The 17277-nt window shown below is 48.1% G+C and carries 15 protein-coding genes; 7 read left to right on the top strand and 8 right to left on the bottom strand.

Going from position 1 to position 17277, the window contains the following annotated elements; all coding sequences use genetic code 11:
• Positions 1-36: 36 nt before the first annotated feature.
• From TSUB_RS09945 to pyrC, 3 genes are all read right to left on the bottom strand, one after another.
• Positions 37-807: a transglutaminase-like domain-containing protein gene (locus TSUB_RS09945; RefSeq protein WP_087017257.1), complete on the bottom strand. Its 771-nt coding sequence runs from the start codon at positions 805-807 to the stop codon at positions 37-39.
• A 74-nt stretch (positions 808-881) separates the two neighbouring features.
• Positions 882-1676: a helix-turn-helix transcriptional regulator gene (locus tag TSUB_RS09940; protein WP_107924960.1), complete on the bottom strand. Its 795-nt coding sequence runs from the start codon at positions 1674-1676 to the stop codon at positions 882-884.
• Positions 1677-1772: 96 nt separating this feature from the next.
• A complete protein-coding gene (gene pyrC / locus TSUB_RS09935; RefSeq protein ID WP_087017259.1) occupies positions 1773-2816 on the bottom strand; it encodes a dihydroorotase in 1044 nt (347 codons plus the stop codon).
• 277 nt (positions 2817-3093) lie between these two features.
• Here pyrC and TSUB_RS09930 point away from each other — a divergent pair, with 277 nt between their 5' ends.
• Positions 3094-4617, top strand: coding sequence for an outer membrane protein assembly factor BamB family protein (locus TSUB_RS09930; RefSeq protein WP_087017261.1), 1524 nt, complete (start codon positions 3094-3096; stop codon positions 4615-4617).
• Between the two features lie 68 nt (positions 4618-4685).
• Here TSUB_RS09930 and emrD read toward each other — a convergent pair whose 3' ends face one another.
• Both emrD and TSUB_RS09920 read right to left on the bottom strand, forming a co-directional pair.
• Positions 4686-5885: a multidrug efflux MFS transporter EmrD gene (gene emrD, locus TSUB_RS09925; protein ID WP_202819727.1), complete on the bottom strand. Its 1200-nt coding sequence runs from the start codon at positions 5883-5885 to the stop codon at positions 4686-4688.
• Between the two features lie 462 nt (positions 5886-6347).
• On the bottom strand, positions 6348-7595 hold the full coding sequence (locus TSUB_RS09920) for an OmpP1/FadL family transporter (protein WP_087017263.1): 1248 nt from the start codon (positions 7593-7595) through the stop codon (positions 6348-6350).
• A gap of 424 nt (positions 7596-8019) precedes the next feature.
• On the opposite strand from TSUB_RS09920, the gene TSUB_RS09915 reads away from it, so the two are divergent.
• From TSUB_RS09915 to TSUB_RS09905, 3 genes are all read left to right on the top strand, one after another.
• On the top strand, positions 8020-8673 hold the full coding sequence (locus tag TSUB_RS09915) for an SIMPL domain-containing protein (protein WP_246616458.1): 654 nt from the start codon (positions 8020-8022) through the stop codon (positions 8671-8673).
• 182 nt (positions 8674-8855) lie between these two features.
• Positions 8856-9854 carry an alpha/beta hydrolase family protein gene (locus TSUB_RS09910; protein ID WP_159064796.1) on the top strand — a complete coding sequence of 333 codons (999 nt, stop codon included), beginning with the start codon at positions 8856-8858 and terminating at the stop codon, positions 9852-9854.
• 5 nt (positions 9855-9859) lie between these two features.
• Positions 9860-10477 carry a GNAT family N-acetyltransferase gene (locus TSUB_RS09905; RefSeq protein WP_087017366.1) on the top strand — a complete coding sequence of 206 codons (618 nt, stop codon included), beginning with the start codon at positions 9860-9862 and terminating at the stop codon, positions 10475-10477.
• Positions 10478-10634: 157 nt separating this feature from the next.
• Here TSUB_RS09905 and TSUB_RS09900 read toward each other — a convergent pair whose 3' ends face one another.
• Together TSUB_RS09900 and TSUB_RS09895 are read right to left on the bottom strand one after the other, a co-directional pair.
• Complete coding sequence (locus TSUB_RS09900) at positions 10635-11627, bottom strand: RluA family pseudouridine synthase (protein WP_087017269.1); 993 nt, start codon at positions 11625-11627, stop codon at positions 10635-10637.
• 63 nt (positions 11628-11690) lie between these two features.
• A complete protein-coding gene (locus TSUB_RS09895; RefSeq protein ID WP_087017271.1) occupies positions 11691-12434 on the bottom strand; it encodes a DUF4344 domain-containing metallopeptidase in 744 nt (247 codons plus the stop codon).
• A 274-nt stretch (positions 12435-12708) separates the two neighbouring features.
• Between TSUB_RS09895 and TSUB_RS09890 the strand changes: the two genes are divergently transcribed.
• Entirely contained in the window at positions 12709-14010 is a 1302-nt protein-coding gene (locus TSUB_RS09890) for a phosphatase PAP2/dual specificity phosphatase family protein (RefSeq protein WP_202819729.1), read from the top strand.
• Here the strand turns inward: TSUB_RS09890 and TSUB_RS09885 are convergent.
• Complete coding sequence (locus TSUB_RS09885; protein WP_087017275.1) at positions 14007-14561, bottom strand: cysteine hydrolase family protein; 555 nt, start codon at positions 14559-14561, stop codon at positions 14007-14009. The genes TSUB_RS09890 and TSUB_RS09885 overlap by 4 nt on opposite strands.
• 114 nt (positions 14562-14675) lie before the next feature.
• On the opposite strand from TSUB_RS09885, the gene TSUB_RS09880 reads away from it, so the two are divergent.
• Positions 14676-15593, top strand: a complete 918-nt coding sequence (locus TSUB_RS09880; protein ID WP_159064797.1) for a GlxA family transcriptional regulator — start codon at positions 14676-14678, stop codon at positions 15591-15593.
• A 204-nt stretch (positions 15594-15797) separates the two neighbouring features.
• A complete protein-coding gene (locus tag TSUB_RS09875; RefSeq protein ID WP_087017368.1) occupies positions 15798-17240 on the top strand; it encodes an NAD-dependent succinate-semialdehyde dehydrogenase in 1443 nt (480 codons plus the stop codon).
• The last annotated feature ends 37 nt before the right edge of the window (positions 17241-17277 follow it).

The following is a 17277-nucleotide window of genomic DNA, read 5'->3' as shown; positions in this document are numbered from 1 at the left end:
ATGGTGTGATACTTCCGTTACAAGGCGTGAGGCATATTACAAACCATGTCGTCGAATGTGCTTAACATGGCGGTTTATAAGGTGTCGAATCACATATCGATAGGCGAGTCGCTTCAGTCCTATTAGGTTGGTTCCATAGTGACGGTAAAAATCATCGGGTTGGTCAAACGTACCAAAGTCATCAACAATCCCTTCACGTTGTATATAGGTATTGTCGCCGAGCCACTGATTTTGTGGGGCGACGAGGCAGGGCGTCGCAATCGCAAAGCCACTAAAGGCGTTGTCACAGGTTCTGCGTGATCTTGGAAGCGTATTGCGAAGGGGTTTAACAAAGCGTCGTTGAATCTGTGTGAGGTATTGTGTATCGACGATATAGCCCTCAAGGTTAACCCAGCGTTGTTCAAACCAGACGTCGACCCAAGTGTGGAGAATTTTCTGAGGGGCTAGCCAAAAGAGGTATTGCGGAATTGCCCCCTTCTGCAAGTTGTTATCGATAGTGAAACCATGAATGCGCGCGGGGATCTTGAGTGCGCGTAACAGTGCAACCAGCAATGTGCCTTTCGTATTGCATTGACCATAACCATCACGCAGTACCTCGCTTGCGGGGATGGCATCATCACGGTTGTATCCAAAGAGTAACTCGTCCCTAACGTAGTTGTAGACGGCTTCAATTTGGTGGTACGTATCCTGAGTTAACCAGCCTCGCTGTTTGATGAGAGCTTGAATAGAAGGGTGATTGAAATCGACCAATTCGGTTTCGCCTAAATATTGACGTTGTTTTGTTGTTTTGCTGTTTGATTCTGTCATCGTTCGCACCGTTTTTATTGATGGGGGTGCTCAGACTTTACTTGGCTAACGAAAAGTGAAATTGAATAAACTGGCTAAAGGAGTGCCAGCGCTTGGCGAATAGTAATACCAAATGTGGATTTGAAAGTGCGGCTGAGATGCGCACTGTCAGCAAAACCAGCAAGATGGGCTGCTTGGGTGGCGTTGAGGCTCTTAGGGTTGCCTTCAGGCTGTGGCCGCATTGCGAGAATAGCACAGAGTAAACGACGCCAAAGCAAGTACGCCCGCCAAGCAACGCCCGTTTCTTGTTTAAACAGGTGAAGAAAACGGCTCTCTGATATAGCCAGTTGAGACGCGACTTCATTGGCGCGCCATTGTGCTGGCTTCAAGCATTGCTGTAAAAACTGCTTTTTACTTTTGGGGTTTGGCTGAGAGAAGCAGGCATTGAGTTGAGTCAGCAGATCGGCAATGCGCTGGTCGATATTGGCGCTGTGGCTTTCTCTTAACTGGGGCGTAAACCAAGGCATGATGAAGTCTGGTATATCGTCTTGATCTGAGGGTAAATGATCGGGGTGGGCAAGTTGAGATAAGGTAACAGCAGCTGAACTCGCCCCGTTTAAAAGAGATTCACAGTGCTGACCGAGTGTAGAAAGTGGTTCGATAAGGACTACCCAACCTACCGCCATGTCCAATCGATGTTCAATGCCAGGCGCGAGCAGTTGAATACCTGTAAGGGGCTGGCGTTCTCCTTCAATGAAGAGTGTGCTCGCGCTTGTAGGAACCGTCAATTGGTAGGTGAGATGGCTATGGTGAGCGGTTTCCAAGACTGCGCAGCGCATCGCCAGCATACCAATATCGATGAAGAGATCGGACTTCGGTTGCTGCTTCATGGTGGGTCGTCTCCTTACTTGGATGTTGTCGCGCAATACAAAAAAGGTGCCTAGCGGCACCTTCGAATTCAAGTTGAGAGACGGAATTGAGTGCGATTACTCGAACTCACCTGCTGTCACTGTCCACGTGATGTGTTCACCCGCACGGATTGGCACGACGACATCTTCACCAAACTTGTAGGTGGCTGGCACAGGCCACTCTGCTTTTTCGAGAGTAATAGTGTCTGAGTTACGTGGCAAGCCATAAAAATCAGGGCCATTGTGACTTGCAAAGCCTTCAAGCTTGTCAATTGCGCCCGCTTCCTCAAAGACTTCTGCATACAGTTCGATCGCTGCGTGTGCGGTATAAGATCCTGCGCAACCACATGCAGCTTCTTTTTTGCCTTTGGCGTGCGGCGCTGAATCTGTACCGAGGAAGAACTTCTTAGAACCGCTGGTAGCTGCTTTAACTAAGGCTTCTTGGTGCGTATTACGCTTTAAGATCGGCAAGCAGTAAAAGTGTGGGCGAATGCCTCCCGCTAGCATATGGTTGCGGTTAAACATTAAGTGGTGCGCAGTAATAGTCGCAGCGACATTCTCGCCACAGCTCGCAACAAACTCGGCTGCGTCTTTAGTGGTGATGTGCTCCATGACGATTTTTAAATCTGGGAAATCGTTGACGATCTTGCTCATCACATTGTCGAGAAACGCTTTCTCGCGATCAAAAATATCCACTTCGCTGTGCGTTACTTCGCCGTGAATCAACAGAAGAATGCCTTCTTCTTGCATTACCTTAAGCACAGGATAAACGTTCTCTACGTTGGTAACACCAGAGTCAGAGTTAGTGGTCGCGCCTGCAGGGTAGAGTTTGCACGCAACAATGTTACCCGTTGCCTTTGCCTTGCGGATCTCTTCAGGATCTGTGTTATCGGTTAGATAAAGGCTCATCAAAGGTTCGAAGCGGCCTTTAGGTTCTGCTGCACGAATGCGATCGTAATATGCCAGTGCCTTTTCCGTGTCGATAACTGGTGGAACCAGATTCGGCATGATTAGCGCGCGGCCCATGTAGCGGCTTGTATCACGCACAGTATCTGCCAATACGTCACCATCTCGCAGATGTAAGTGCCAGTCATCTGGACGAGTAATGGTTAATGTCGTCATTTTTGGTTCCTCCAGTAAAAAAAAATCAACCGATAGTAAGGATGCTTAGCCTTATTGTAAAGCAGTTTAGCGTGTCAAAGTATGATTAGCGCAATCGATTGTAAAAGAGGCAAAAGGAGGAGTGTTATGGGTCCTCCTAATGGCTTGGTTTTCTGGCGTATTTATATGAGAACGATTACATCTTTCCAACTGCCTTCCAGTTTTGGTTGTTGCTATAGAACTAAAGAGTAACGGGTTGCATAGTGATGGCAGTTATTACCAGAGAGAAGAATGTTGTATGGCGCGGTATGTGTTGTTTTTACTGCTTGGTGTATTGGTTGGTTGTGGGGAGCCTGAATCGCTGCAAGACGTTGCCGGTTTGTATTATCACAATGGTTCTCTCTATACGGGGGACATGGTAAAGAAGGATGAAGATGGTCAGGTAAGGGAAACCGCCTCGTTTGTTGAGGGTAAAAAAACCGGTTGGCACCGCAAGTGGCACCCTAACGGTCAACTTGCGTATGAACAAGAATTTGACGATGGATCCGCATCACATATTGCGCTTTTTTGGGATGAAGATGGGGCACCAACGACTGGAGTAAGTTGGGAAAAATCCTTCAGTGGTGAAACGACATTTATACAGCTTAGCATTGACGAAAAAATGCCAGTTCGTTTGCACAGTACACGAGAAAGTCGAATGATTTCCTTACTAGATGGGCATGATCATCTGTCGCGATCAGAAAAGGATATTTTGATGTGGGGCTATGTGGGTTATGACTATCGGTACTATATCTCCGTTGACGCAGACTCGACGGCCACCTTATATCAAGCTGATGATATGGCTAAAGTATGGCAAAAGCAGATTTCTATTCATGCTGAAGCCCAATACGTTATTGCTGATACTGATCAGCTCGCTCTGGTGACACAAGACCAGCGCATCGTGATATTCCGTAAGCAAGATGGTGAAAAGATCGCCAGCTTACCTCTTGCCGCTGAGGGGGAGTTACCTGTGCTCAAAGGGCTGTTTGGACAAATATTGTTAGCGGAGTTTGAGAATGCGCTACATGCGATTGATGTGACCTCTGGTAAGGTGCTGTGGTCTCAAGCAGCTCTTTTGGGGTTCAAGGTGTTACACCATGACTCACTTTATATCGCCTATTCATCTGACCTTGCAACAGGCTTAACCGCCATTGATCCGAAGACGGGGAATGTTATTTGGTTTATCGACCCTGAACCTGTAAAAGGCGGGTATGAGATTTTGCGTTATCTGGATACATTGATACTTGCGAATCGAAAACAACTCTTTGGGTTTGATTTTGAGACAGGCCAAGCACTCTGGCAGCACAAGGGGATGCATCAGTATGGCATTGTCGACGTCTTCGAAGGCGTGGTACCCCATCATAGGCATGTTGCCATCTTAGAAGCAAAGCAACACGCGTATTTCTATTCTGAAATCGATCATCGTACTGGGGAGATTACCTACAGCAAAAAAATACGCCAGTATTGTCCACGCTTTAGCCGCTATGAATCAACATTACTTTGCTTGGATTCCGAGGTTGATCGAGATGGGAATAAGATGATGACCCTGACAGGGTTCCAACTAAAGCGAGGAATACTAGACTGGCAAGTTAGCTTACCGGTGCAGTATGGGGAGATAGATTTTTACCCCATGAATGACACGGCTATCCTGATTGATAGCACTGGTCCAAACGACTGGTATGAGAAAAATCATCTCTATGCCATCCCTATCCCAGTGTGGGAGGATTTTCATAAGAGAGAAGATGGCGAAGACAGGGCCGTTTCAGAAGCGGACTATCGGTAACAGCGAGAGGTTTGGTCGAGAGGCCGTTAATTAGCCTCCCTAATCAGAATCGAAATGGAATAAAAGGCTTAGGCTGTTGCCACCGCTGGGGTTTGGGTTGCGCGTTTTACGCGCTTTAGCCCCACAACGGCAATGACCGTCATCAGCAACATAGCGAGACCTAAGGTGTTTTGATCTTGGGCCGGGAACATGGCGACGGCCAGTGTCGCAAGGCCAGCGCCAAGGTTTTGCATGCCACCCATAATCGCACCTGCTGTACCCGCTTGTTGCGGAAAAGGTGCAAGCGCAGCGGTGGTGGCGATGGGGAAGGTTAATCCCGCACCCGCAAAATAGAAGGTTCCACCGATGACCAAGCTGGCCGCATTGACGCCAATAGTGAGGCCGGTGGCGAGAATTACTAGCGCACCGATGACAAGCGCAATAATACCGACAACCATGCCTTTATCAGCGCCAACATTGCGGGTTAGCGCGCCAGAAAGCCAAGATCCAGCGAGATAGCCCGGTAGTGGTAAGATAAACAAAATGCTAACCACTTGGGGTGAAAGCTGAAGTACCCCTCCGAGTAAGACGCCCAAGGCTGCCTCATAGATAGCGATACCCGCAAAAGCGGCGACTAGGCAGAGTATATAGCCTTGGAAGCGGCGGCTACTGAGTACCGTTTTGTATCGGGTAATCACTGGCTGCGCGATACGCTTTTCAGCGGGGAGGGTTTCAGGGAACTGTGACATCAATACTAAGGTGACGCAGATACCGAAGCCCAACAGGAACTGATAGATGGTGAGCCATCCCCAGTGAGTGGCAAGCCAACCGCCGAGCACAGGTGCGATGAGCGGTGAAAAAATCACCCCCATGCTCACTAAGCTATTCGCTTTTTGTAGATCATCCCCTTCATAGCAATCACGTGTAACTGTTCGGCACATCGCACCACAGCAGCCGGTTCCTGCACCCTGAATAAAGCTAGCTACCAAAAAGAGCGTGAAATCATTCACTGATATAGCAAGTACGCTGCCGCATAGGAAAATGGCCATGCCTAACATGAGTACGGGTTTTCGGCCAAAACGGTCGGAAAGCGGCCCGTAAATGAACTGGGTAAGACCATAAGAGGTGAGGTAGGCGGCCATTACGGCTTGCAGTTGGCCAACGGGTACGCCGAAGACGGAGGCCATTTCACCGATAGCAGGAACATACATGGTTTGGGTCATTTGCCCAACCCCTGCCATTAGGATTACCAAAAATAATAGTTTTGCCATGCCAGTAGATGCGTGCATTACAGAGTTGCTCACTAGTGTTTTATCTTGTTAATAGATGGTTAAATGAACAATCTAGGATGTGAAATAGATTTTTATTCTAATTTTGGTGTTTTAATCATCATTAATGACAGATTAATTGCGCATTCCTAGAATCTCACCATATTGTGGAGGCAAGTTTAGAGTGCATTCGACATGTAGGCAATATGATGAGGGTAGGTGTGAGCACGATAAAAATCGCCGTTTCGGATTAGTTTTTTTAGGGGTTATCCTGGATTGGCAATGAGAAAGGGCGACAGTGGTTGCCACCCTATAGACTCAAGTTACCTCAAAATGCACGATGCAGAAGCGGCTTAGCGTTTTGAGTTCAAGGCACTGCTGTGAAGGATTTGGTTCTCAAGTACCTTCACAGCAGTGCGTTGCTGACGAGCCTTGCGTTTCTTGCTGAACAAGTAATTTGAGGTTACGTGAGTATAGGTATAGCTAGAAACGGTAGCTGTATTGCGCACCGATGAGCCAGACGTCTCCTGAAGCGGTGGCTTGGTAAGTATCTACAATATTGCCGATTTGAGTCGTCTCTTCAATCGATGCATCTTTAAAATGCAGGTAGCTTAAACCGAGGTCGATCGTACTGTGCTTTGAAAGATGATATGCGGCGCCTGTACTGAACCAGTAGCGATCAGAGTCAGGAATGGTGATAGTGCGATAATCTTCTTTTACGGCACCTTTGTCGAAAGCGAGACCTGATCTAAGTTGCCATTCACTATTTAAGCGATAGGTAATACCAACAGAGGCGCGCCATGTGTCATCCCAGTTTTCATCTTTGATGAGTACATCATGACCTTCAATATTGGCTCTCAATTCTTCAAATCGAGACCAGCCAGTCCAGTTTAAACTCGCATGCAGGATCAAGTTGTCTCTTAACTGATGCTCTGAAGCGATTTCAGCCATAGCGGGAAGTGCGAGAGGCAGGCTGCCATTGCCGCTTGGCATACCAATGTCACTTGTGGCAGTGCCACTTAGATCGAGGGTGGCATGGTGTTTATAGGTCAGTGCCAAGCGATGTTTTTCATTCACTTGCCACATTGCACCTAGGTTCCAAGTCGTGGTGGTGTCATCGCCTTGGAGATCGAGGATGGTTTTGCTGGTCAAGTTGTTGTACGGCGCGGGTAATACTGGCGGGGTGGTACTTTTAATTCTACCTTCGCCTTTGATTGCGCTGAGGCCAAGGCCAAGGCTCCATGCTTCATTGATCTTGTATGCGATGGCAAGATTGAGATCCATGGTCTCTATTTCAGCTACTTTACCAAAGTGGCTCGCGAGAAAGTCGTCCGAAAACTCGACACCAGTGTGGAAGTTCGAGCTTGCAGAAAAGCCGACTGCCCAATCTGCATTGAGCGGTTTAACCACAGAGACGTTCGGCAATAGGCCGCTACTCGCCACATCGGTATCGCCTGTTTTACCCAGCATGTTTGTGCCGTGGATATCGACGTTTGGGTCAATGTAAACCGCACCAGCCGATATGGCGACCGTATCATAGTATGTCATTGCAGCAGGGTTTCGAAAAATAACACTACTATTTTCTACCGAGGCCGCTTCGCCCGCATAGGCGCGACCAAGTCCGCTGACAGAGTGCTCGTTGAGCTGGAATCCCGCCGCTTGACTAAGCGAAGGAGTAAGAGAGGCTAAGCCGATAGCCGCAACTAAAGGGCGCAGACGTTGACCGGTCACATTAAGTCCTTGATTTTCATGTTATCTACACAATTGGCTGCGAATCCTAACCCTGATTAGAGTAATCACTCAACGCTTGTTGTAAGAAAATGTGTAAAAAAGTAGTTTGTGCTTATCGTGCTTTATAACCAATTGAATAGTTGAAGGGGCGTAGTTATTTATACTGTCAATGAGCGTACACGTGTACTCAAATTTTGTCTCTGTGATTGTTCTAGTGAAAGGCGTGACGATGAAAATGCTGAAACTGACATTGCAAAGTGGGTAGAAGGTATCAAAATCTGTGAATTGATCTGCACGAAAGAAACTTTGCCATGGTTACTCACTCAAACTAATGCATATGAGTGGGAATAGGAGTGGCACAGTGCAAAAAGGACAATATCAAAATGGATTAGCGGGATTGGCTATCGCGTTTGGCTTGGTGATCATGGGAGCGATTCTTGCGAAGGCGGCCGTCGGTGTGAAAGAGCTAGAGCGCACCGTGACCGTGAAAGGCTTATCTGAACAAGAGTTTGTCGCTGATGTGGTTATTTGGCCACTTCAATATTCAGTCGCAAGTAATGACCTTACTGACCTGTATCTTCAGCTAGAAGAGAGCAACACAAAGATCATGCAGTTTTTAATCGAGCGGGGGTTGTCTAGTGACGCAGTGACACTGTCTGCGCCTAATATCGTCGATAAGTCAGCGCAGCAATATGGTGGCTATGAACCTGCGCTGTATCGGTATTCAGGCAATCAAACGGTGACGGTGTATAGCCATGAAATCGACCTCGTTCGCACCATGCAAGCTTCTTTATCTGAGCTTGGCCGCCAAGGTATTGTGTTCACTGCGAGAGATTATGGTGTCACAACCGAGTATCTATTTACGCGTTTGAATGATGTTAAGCCCGATATGGTCGAGGAAGCGACACGTAATGCACGCCAAGTTGCGGAGAAGTTTGCCGAAGATTCGGATTCTAAACTGGGGAAAATTAAACGGGCGTCACAAGGCCAGTTTTCAATATCGGCGCGTGATCGAAACAACCCGCATATTAAACGGGTCAGGGTCGTCTCTACCATCGAATACTATCTTTCTGACTAGGGTTTCTAGGCTTCTCAGAGCCGTGATTGTGCTTGATTAGCGGATTAGACCTGGAGAGATTGCAAGCGTTTAAAGCCACAGTGAAATCTGTGGCTTTTTGTTAGAGCGCAATTTAGGACACGTTTGTTGCGCGCCCTTGTCGCAAAATGATCTCATGTTGCACCGTCAGCGAGAGGAAAAAGATGCTGAGGAAAGTGGGATTCCAATATGCCTTGTTAGTGACACTGGCTTTAACTGTGTTTAGCGTGTCAGCTAAACCCATCACCTTTTATCACCAAGGAGATAGGCTTTCTGGTCACTACCTTGCTCCCAGAGAGCCGCAACAGCTTAAAGCGGTGTTGATTTTTGTTCATGGTGACGGTGCAACAACGCATGATGCGGAAGGATATTATGCGCTTCTTTGGCAACCATTGCGTAATGCGGGCTACGCAATCTTAAGTTGGGATAAACCTGGCGTAGGAAAATCAACGGGGGATTGGCTCAATCAGTCAATGCAAGATAGAAGCAGCGAAGTGTTAGCGGCCATAGATTGGGTAAAAACCACCGTGAAGGTGCCCAATGAGCAGATTGGCTTAGTGGGATTTAGTCAGGCAGGTTGGGTTGTACCAGCCATCGCGAAGGCAGATCATGTCGGGTTTGCAGTTGGTATCGGTTTCGCCACCAACTGGTTAGCGCAAGGGCGTTATTACACAGAAACGGCATTGCGACTCGAAGGGAAAAGCGAAACGGCGATCCTAGCCGAGCTTAAACGGAACGAAGAGTTTGTCACCTACTTAAAAACATCACCTTCATACCCAGAATATGTCGAGATGAGTGGTTCAACGATGACGCGACAGCGCTATGGCTTTGTGCTGCGTAATTTTCAAGTTGATGCCAGCGATGCTTTGAGTGGTGTTTCGGTGCCGACACTACTTTTGTGGGGAGATAGCGATCTCAATGTCGATGCGCAGAACGAGCATAAGCGATGGTATTCAAGTGCCAATACGCACCTGACGACGGTGCTCATTGAAAATGCTACCCACGGTTTACTCGATGCAGAGGCGTTTACGGGGCAAACTTTTACTTTAGGCGATTGGATGCGCTTAGTTTGGTTGGATTCGGATGCGCTTGCAGACGGTTTCTTACCCACACTACTGCAATGGTTAGACGATCACGTTGAACAACGACAGGAAAACATGTGAGCACCATGACAGATTATCGACTACAAAAAGGCTGGAATGACGGTTATCGTCAGGTGGTCGCCGTGTTATATGAAGGGGCATTTGGGCCTAAATTTCAAACAGCGATCCCTGATAAACAGCAACGGCTTGCGATATTGAGTGAAGGGTTTCTGCCTGAGTACTCGTTTGTGATTCTTGATGGACAAAAAGTCATTGGCTTGGCTGGCATTCAAACCCGAGAGGGGGCGTTAACAGGCGGGATAAGTGTTAGACAACTGATTAAACGATTGGGTTTTTGGCGAGGATGTTGGGCGTGTTTTGTCTTTGCATTGTTTGAACGAGAGCCAACCGCCAAGGAGATGGTGTTGGATGGCTTGGTCATTGATTCAGCATATCGAGGTGAAGGATTAGGGACGCGACTGCTCGATGCCTGCAAAGCGTTGGCCATTGAGCAAAACTATCAGTCATTGCGATTGGACGTTATTGACAGTAACTCGCGTGCTCGCGCTTTATATGAGCGGGAAGGCTTTGTTGAAACGGCACGGGATTACCACCCTTGGTTGAAGCGTTTGGTCGGCTTTTCTTATTCCACAACCATGGTGTGTAAATTGGATGCTTTAAGTCGGTCACGGACAGAAGCTTGAGCCACTGCGAGAGAGTGCGCGCAGGGCATTTCCCATCGCGATAGAATCATTGCTATTGCACTTGAAAATTTACTATCGCGGCTGAATGTTAGGTTTCAGCTTTGATGTTCGCTGAAGCTTTTGGGGATCGATAGATCCCCTTTTTTGATCGTGTTGGTTAAAGCAGATGCCCGCCACGAGGCATAGGTTTTACAACGCCTGTGGTGAGTCTATGTTGCTCACAAAAACGCCGCCAAGCCGAGGGATAAAAAGGATTGATGATGACGTGTCGATCTTCCGATGCCGCAGAAAGATTTACCGTGACCTCTCGGGCAAAAAGTAAGTGATAGGGCGCGAGGAGCTGTTCTTCATCGGCAGGCGTGATGGCATCAGCAAGGCGTTTTAAGTAGTAGTGTCCCATGTTGGCGTAGATCTTATCCCCGACAATCGGATGGCCGATATGTGCAAGGTGCGCGCGTATCTGATGTTTGCGACCTGTAACGAGTTCACACTCAACCACTGAAAAGTGCTCACCGCGTTCGATGACGGTGAAACGGGTCTGACTCAGTTTGCCTTTTTCTCCGGGCTCACAGACGTGCATTTGACATCGAATAGGGCTAGTTGGACGGGTAGCGAGATGACACATGACTTCTTTTTGCGTCCAAGCGGGTGATCCGTAAACAACCGCATGATAACGCTTAGCGGTCATCAGTGTGTTAAGTTCGGGTTGCCACTTTGCAGCGGCTTGTTTGTGTTTGCCGAGCAAGACAATGCCAGATGTTTCAAGATCTAAACGGTGAAGCAAGTGAGCATCAGGCCAATCACTTTCTCTTTTGATAAGCGCGATTAAGGTGTTATAGATATTACGTGTCGTTCGGCTTACTGGCAGCGTTGCGGGTTTGTGCACGGCGATGACATCTTTTTTGTGCCAGAGTAACCGCCACTCGGTATCGACAGGCGCTTCTGTGTAGTGGGTAAAAGAGATAGATAAATGCTGTTTAGCGGTTAGCACATTGCTGGGCTGAGCGGGGAGGCCATCAATTTTAATGCGAGACTGGGCAAACAGAGACGCCCAGGGTTGATTTGCATAGGGAAACTGCATTTGCAGATAATCAATAAGCTGGGTGCCATTGTGTTTGTCTGGAATGTCATCGTAATAATTAATCTGCATAAGTTGCTCAGTGCGTACATTAGGGATAGCGGTTAGAGGCCTTTATACCCAAGCATCTTGAGATTACTTGAGTATATTAAGATAAGGCTTGAGGAGTGTCTCCGCTGCTGCGGACTTATCTTTATACTCCCAATAACATTCTGCCTGTTTTTCCTCGTCCCAGTCGAGGTCATTTAAAATTGCTAACATATTTTCTGGCTCAGAGCCGACAATTAAGCAAATAGCCCGGTAAAAGCGCTGCAGATCGAAGGAGTGTGCGGCATAAAAGGCTTCCTCTTCGATATGTGTCGATGACGTTTGGAGATCTTCTGCATCGAAGGCGTCAGCAGCAGCGAGGGCCATAAAGATGCCTTCTTGCTCATTTTTTTGGTGGATAAGGAAAAGGGTCGCTAGGGTGTCCACCGCATCTTCTTCCATACCTAACACAGGTAATGCGAGGTTCTCGACCAGTGCATGGCCCAGTTCATGATAAAACGTGTGTGCCATGACACCTTCGATTGCCTCTGGCAGTCTGTTTTCATAGTAGCCACCGTTAATGAACGCTTGTTCGATATCATCGGCAAACCAGTATGGAAACCAAACTTGGTTGAGTTCAGGATCATAGAGGGGGCCATCTTCGGCACCAAGGATAATATCAAGCTCAAATGGGAAGGTATAACGCTGATTGACATAGTCGATGTGAGTTTGCAGTGTCGAAATCAGAGAGGCTTTCTTGGGATGAGGTTGTTCATCGACGTGAAGATGAATCTCTGCTGATAGCAGGCGGGAGAAAACGAGCGTACTGATGAGTAGAAGCAGTCTTAACATAGCGATCCTAAATTCTCCGTTTAGAGGCTACTCTTTGCGCCTCCAAATACATTGAGTATATACCTAAGCGTCCTGAGGTTACTTGAGTATATACCCTAAGCACAAACACAGGCACTGTCCTTTCGTCTTAGTTTGGTGGTGCGATTTGTCAGCGATGGCGCGAGACTGAGAAAATTTTGCGTACAAGGCCGAACACTTGCCTATTGAGGATTGCACCTTTGAGGGCGCTCGCGGAGACTCTTGCGCTTAATCATGTTTAAACAGGATGGTGCGAGTGAAAACAAGTGATACACAACAGGCTGGGCTGGCAAAGCTGGGTATTTTTTGGCTGCTCTTTCTTTCTCCACTCTTTAGTTTTACCTATCTGTTTGCACTGCACCACACCGCGTTGAACCCCGCAGTTCCCAGTATTGTTTTCGAGTGGGAGTCACACATCCCCTTTTGGTCGTGGAGTATCGTGCCATATTGGTCGATTAACCTGCTTTATCTTGGTGCTTTTTTTGTTCCCCGTTCACGTCATGAAATACATCGGCTTGGTGTACGCTTGCTGACAACGCAGCTGATCTGTATCGCGATTTTTTTGATTTATCCTTTGCAATTTTCTTGGCAACGCCCAGAAACAAGCGGTTTGTTTGGCGCATTGTTTTCCCTGTTAAATACGTTCGATCAGCCCTTTAATCAAGCGCCATCTTTGCATATCGCGCTGTTAGTTGTGCTGTGGGTAACGTATTTGCGTGGTGCTCCTCTCGTTTGGCGTTGGATCATCCATACATGGTTTATCTTGATCGGAATCTCAGTGTTAACAACATGGCAGCATCATTTCATCGATGTACCGACAGGGGCGTTAGTGGGGCTGGTAGTTGTGTGGATGTGGCCGCTCAACAATGATCGTCAGCATCGGCCTCACCCTGTCTCAGCAACATTGTGGCCATTTGCGTTGGCTTACGGTTTGTCGAGTCTCATGTTGCTTGTGATTGCGATAAAGCATGGTGGCGTTGTGCTTTGGCTCATTTGGCCCGCTGTCTCTTTTGGCATTGTTGCGCTTTGCTACATGAAATTGGGTGGCGCCGGGTTGCAGAAAGGCATTAACGGACAATTCTCTGCGGTTGGGAAGTGGTTACTCGCCCCCTATTTGGTCGGCGCGCGTTTGAATGCAAATTTTTGGCAATGGCGATGGAAGGCAACGCGAGTGCATCCAGATCTGGTTCTTTCTGGGTTACCGAGTAGCTATCGCGATGCTGAAGACCTTGCCATTGTTGATATGACCGCTGAACTCAGTGGCCCTAAAAAAGCAGCAGCATATCTAAATATGCCACTGCTTGATATGGAGGTGCCTTCTCCAGAACAGTGCTTCCTTGTGATTACCGCAATGCAAGCAATGCCCAAGCCCATCCATGTCTGCTGCGCCCTCGGGTGCACGCGAAGTGCCACTATCGCCGTCGCGTGGCTGTTATACACACGGCAATGCCCGTCAGTTGAAGTAGCCATTGGGCTGTTGGCAAGGCGACGTCCACAAGTGGTATTGAAAGCCGCCCATCGTCAAACCTTGGCGGTGTTTCATGCAAATTACTGTTAACGGGTTTGCGCTGTCAGTATTTTGTCTACTGTGGTGATATCGCTGAAGTAAGCGACTTCCGCGAGTGCGGTTTCGTGCACGGTACTGGCATCAATTGTCTTATCACCGTAGGGTAGCGCGGTAGTCGCACAAGCATCTTGGGCGATCATGATGCTATAACCTCTCTCCATGCCTGCTCTCGCGGTCGCACTGACACACATATGGGCCATCATGCCGCAGAGCAAAAGTTCCTTGATATCGAGTGATTGAAGAGTTTCATGCAGTGTCGTTTCCCAATACGCATTGGGATAGTGCTTGGTGATAACGATTTCGTTTTCTTGTGGCAAGACACTGGAGTGGATGCGCTGACCTTCCGTGCCGGGTTGCATGAAGGGCATGTCTGGATTGGTCGCTTCGTGTTGAATATGAATGATTGGCCAGTGTTTTTTTCGCCATGTTGAAAGTAGCGCCTTTGCTTGTTGTGCAGCAAAATCTGGCTGGTGCAATACCATATTGCCACCTTCAAAGTAGTCGTTTTGAACATCAATGATAATCAGTGCTGTGTGGGACATACTTGTCTCTCCGAATGTGGATGTTGAAAAGAGATTTGATCATATTTCGAGATAAGGCTTTCCTGAATGTCAAATTTGGACTTAAATAAGTCGTTATTGGACAGGAGGGAAAAGATGACGTCAGACTTGGATAGGGTGCCAGTCAATATTGTCTGCTATGACGGTGCAATGCGTTCAGCCATTTACGGTATGGTTGATCTGTTCTCACTCGCGGCACGCTTTGGTGCTGGCTGTCATTTTGATGTACGGCTTATCGAAAGCAACGAAGATGTCTTGGTGGAAGAAAGGGCGCTTTGGTTACTACCGCCCTGTTTCTCAGATCCTCTCCCCGATTTTTCAGCGGTGATGCCAACCGCTCATTTCGACGGGATCCTTCAAAAGGGGGGCGTGGTGGCTGCATGTTGTGCAAGTACTTTTATTCTCGCTCATGCTGGGTTGTTATCTGGTCGCCGTGTGACGACTCACTGGGCAATTTGCCATAGATTGCGTTCCGAGTTCCCGCTTATTGAATCGGTAGTTAGTGAGGAAATGCTCATTGATGAAGGGGCAGTCGTCACGGCAGCTGGGTTATTTGCCTATCAAGATTTGGTGCTTCACTTCATCGCTCGCTACGCTGGTTATACGTGCGCAAAATCGGTAGCAGACTTTTCGTTGCTTGACTTTGGCAGTCGAGCACAAGCCTTCTATCAAAGATTTATTCCTGATAAAAGCCATGGAGATAAGGTAGTGCTGGAAGCGCAACAGGTGTGTGAGTCTGGGGTAGGCAAGCGGTTAAGTATTGCCACAATCGCCGCGAAATGTTGTGTGACTGAGAAAACCTTATCTCGCCGATTTCAGCATGTACTGAAAATGGCACCGAAGCGATATTATGATGAGTTAGTGACCGAAAAAGCACGACAGCTGCTTGATGCTCGACAGCTTAGTGTTCAGGAGGTGGCTTATCAACTCGGCTTTGATGATGTGAGTAATTTTACCCGCCTGTTTAAGCGCATCAGTGGTTTATCGCCGGCAGAATATGCCAGCCGTTGCTAAAAGTGTGACTGTTTAACTTTGCTTACTTTCCGTTCGGCTCAATAATGGGCTGAGGTTTCGTCTATCTCTACTAGGCGAGCCGCTCTGTAAGCACACTTTTTTATTTTGCGTGCGTCAAAGTACGATGCCACATTGGTGACTGTGGCGTGAATGTTGACTTGGTTTTACGCGGTCATTTTCATCTTTAACTCAAGGTTTAAAAACATGCAGTTAGCTAATCAGGCGTTATGGAAACAGCAAGCATTTATCGACGGAAAGTGGGTAAACAGTGAGACAGAGCAATCACAGACCGTGGTGAACCCTTCGACAGAAATGGTAATAGGGACGATTCCTTTGCTCACGCGAGAACAAGTCCTTGCCAGTGTGACGTCAGCAGAGCGTGCTTACGCTACCTTTCAGCATACGTTAGCCGAAGAACGTGCGGAGTTACTGCGTCGTTGGCATGCCCTGATTATGCAGCATCAAACTGATCTTGCCGCCTTATTAACGCTTGAACAAGGAAAGCCGTTGCAAGAAGCGATGGCAGAGGTTGCTTATGCGGCAAGCTTTGTGGAGTGGTACGCCGAAGAGGCGCGACGTGTCCATGGCGAGATTATCCCAACCCACAAAGCAGGCAGTGAAGTGTTAGTGACCAAAGTGCCTGTGGGTGTTGTTGCGGCAATTACCCCTTGGAACTTTCCCGCCGCGATGGTCACTCGTAAGTGTGCACCTGCGATTGCGGCGGGCTGTAGTGTTGTTCTAAAACCGGCACCCGATACCCCTTTTACCGCATTGGCATTAGCTCACTTGGCGCAAGAAGCGGGTTTACCGGCGGGGGTATTGAATGTGGTGACGGGTGACGCTGTGATTATGGGTGAGATCCTGACGCAGCACAGGTCGATACGTAAGCTCTCATTCACAGGCTCGACGGCGGTTGGTAAATTGTTGATGCAGCAAAGTGCCTTTAATGTCAAAAAATTAAGTCTGGAGTTGGGTGGCAATGCGCCGTTTATAGTCTTCGATGATGCTGATATCGAGGCTGCGGTAGAAGGCGCTATGCTGTCTAAATTTCGCAATGCGGGGCAAACCTGTATCTGTGCAAATCGCATTTATGTCCATGACGCTATCTATGATCAGTTCGCGGCGAAACTTGTCGAGCGAGTGACGGCATTAAAGGTTGCCGATGGTTTTGAACAAGGCGCCGACATTGGGCCATTAATCAACCAAGCGGCGATTGATAAAGTGAAAGCGCATGTCGAAGATGCACTTGCCAATGGCGCAAAGCTACGTTGTGGGGGAAGGTCTCATGGCCATTTTGTGATGCCTTGTGTACTGACTGAGGCAACGGAGGATATGCGCCTTGCCCAGGAGGAAACATTTGGTCCGGTTGCGGCGCTGTTTCGGTTTAATAATGAGGCAGAGGTGATTGCGCGCGCGAACAAATATGAGTCAGGATTGGCAGCGTATTTCTATTCCCAATCATTGAAGCGTGTATGGCGGGTTTCCCGCGCACTTGAAGCTGGCATCATTGGCGTTAATGAAGGGTTAGTTTCAACCGCTGTAGCCCCGTTTGGAGGCGTGAAAGAGTCTGGTATTGGCCGAGAAGGGGCAAAACAAGGTATCGAAGCGTATTTGGAGACCAAATATGTCTTGATGGGTGGGTTGTAGCAGAAGCCTCAAAGTGCGGCCCGGTAAAACAGAAAGA

Origin of the sequence: Thaumasiovibrio subtropicus, from assembly GCF_019703835.1 — a bacterium.
Taxonomy (GTDB): Bacteria; Pseudomonadota; Gammaproteobacteria; order Enterobacterales; family Vibrionaceae; genus Thaumasiovibrio; species Thaumasiovibrio subtropicus.
This window is presented reverse-complemented; position numbering and strand designations above follow the sequence as displayed.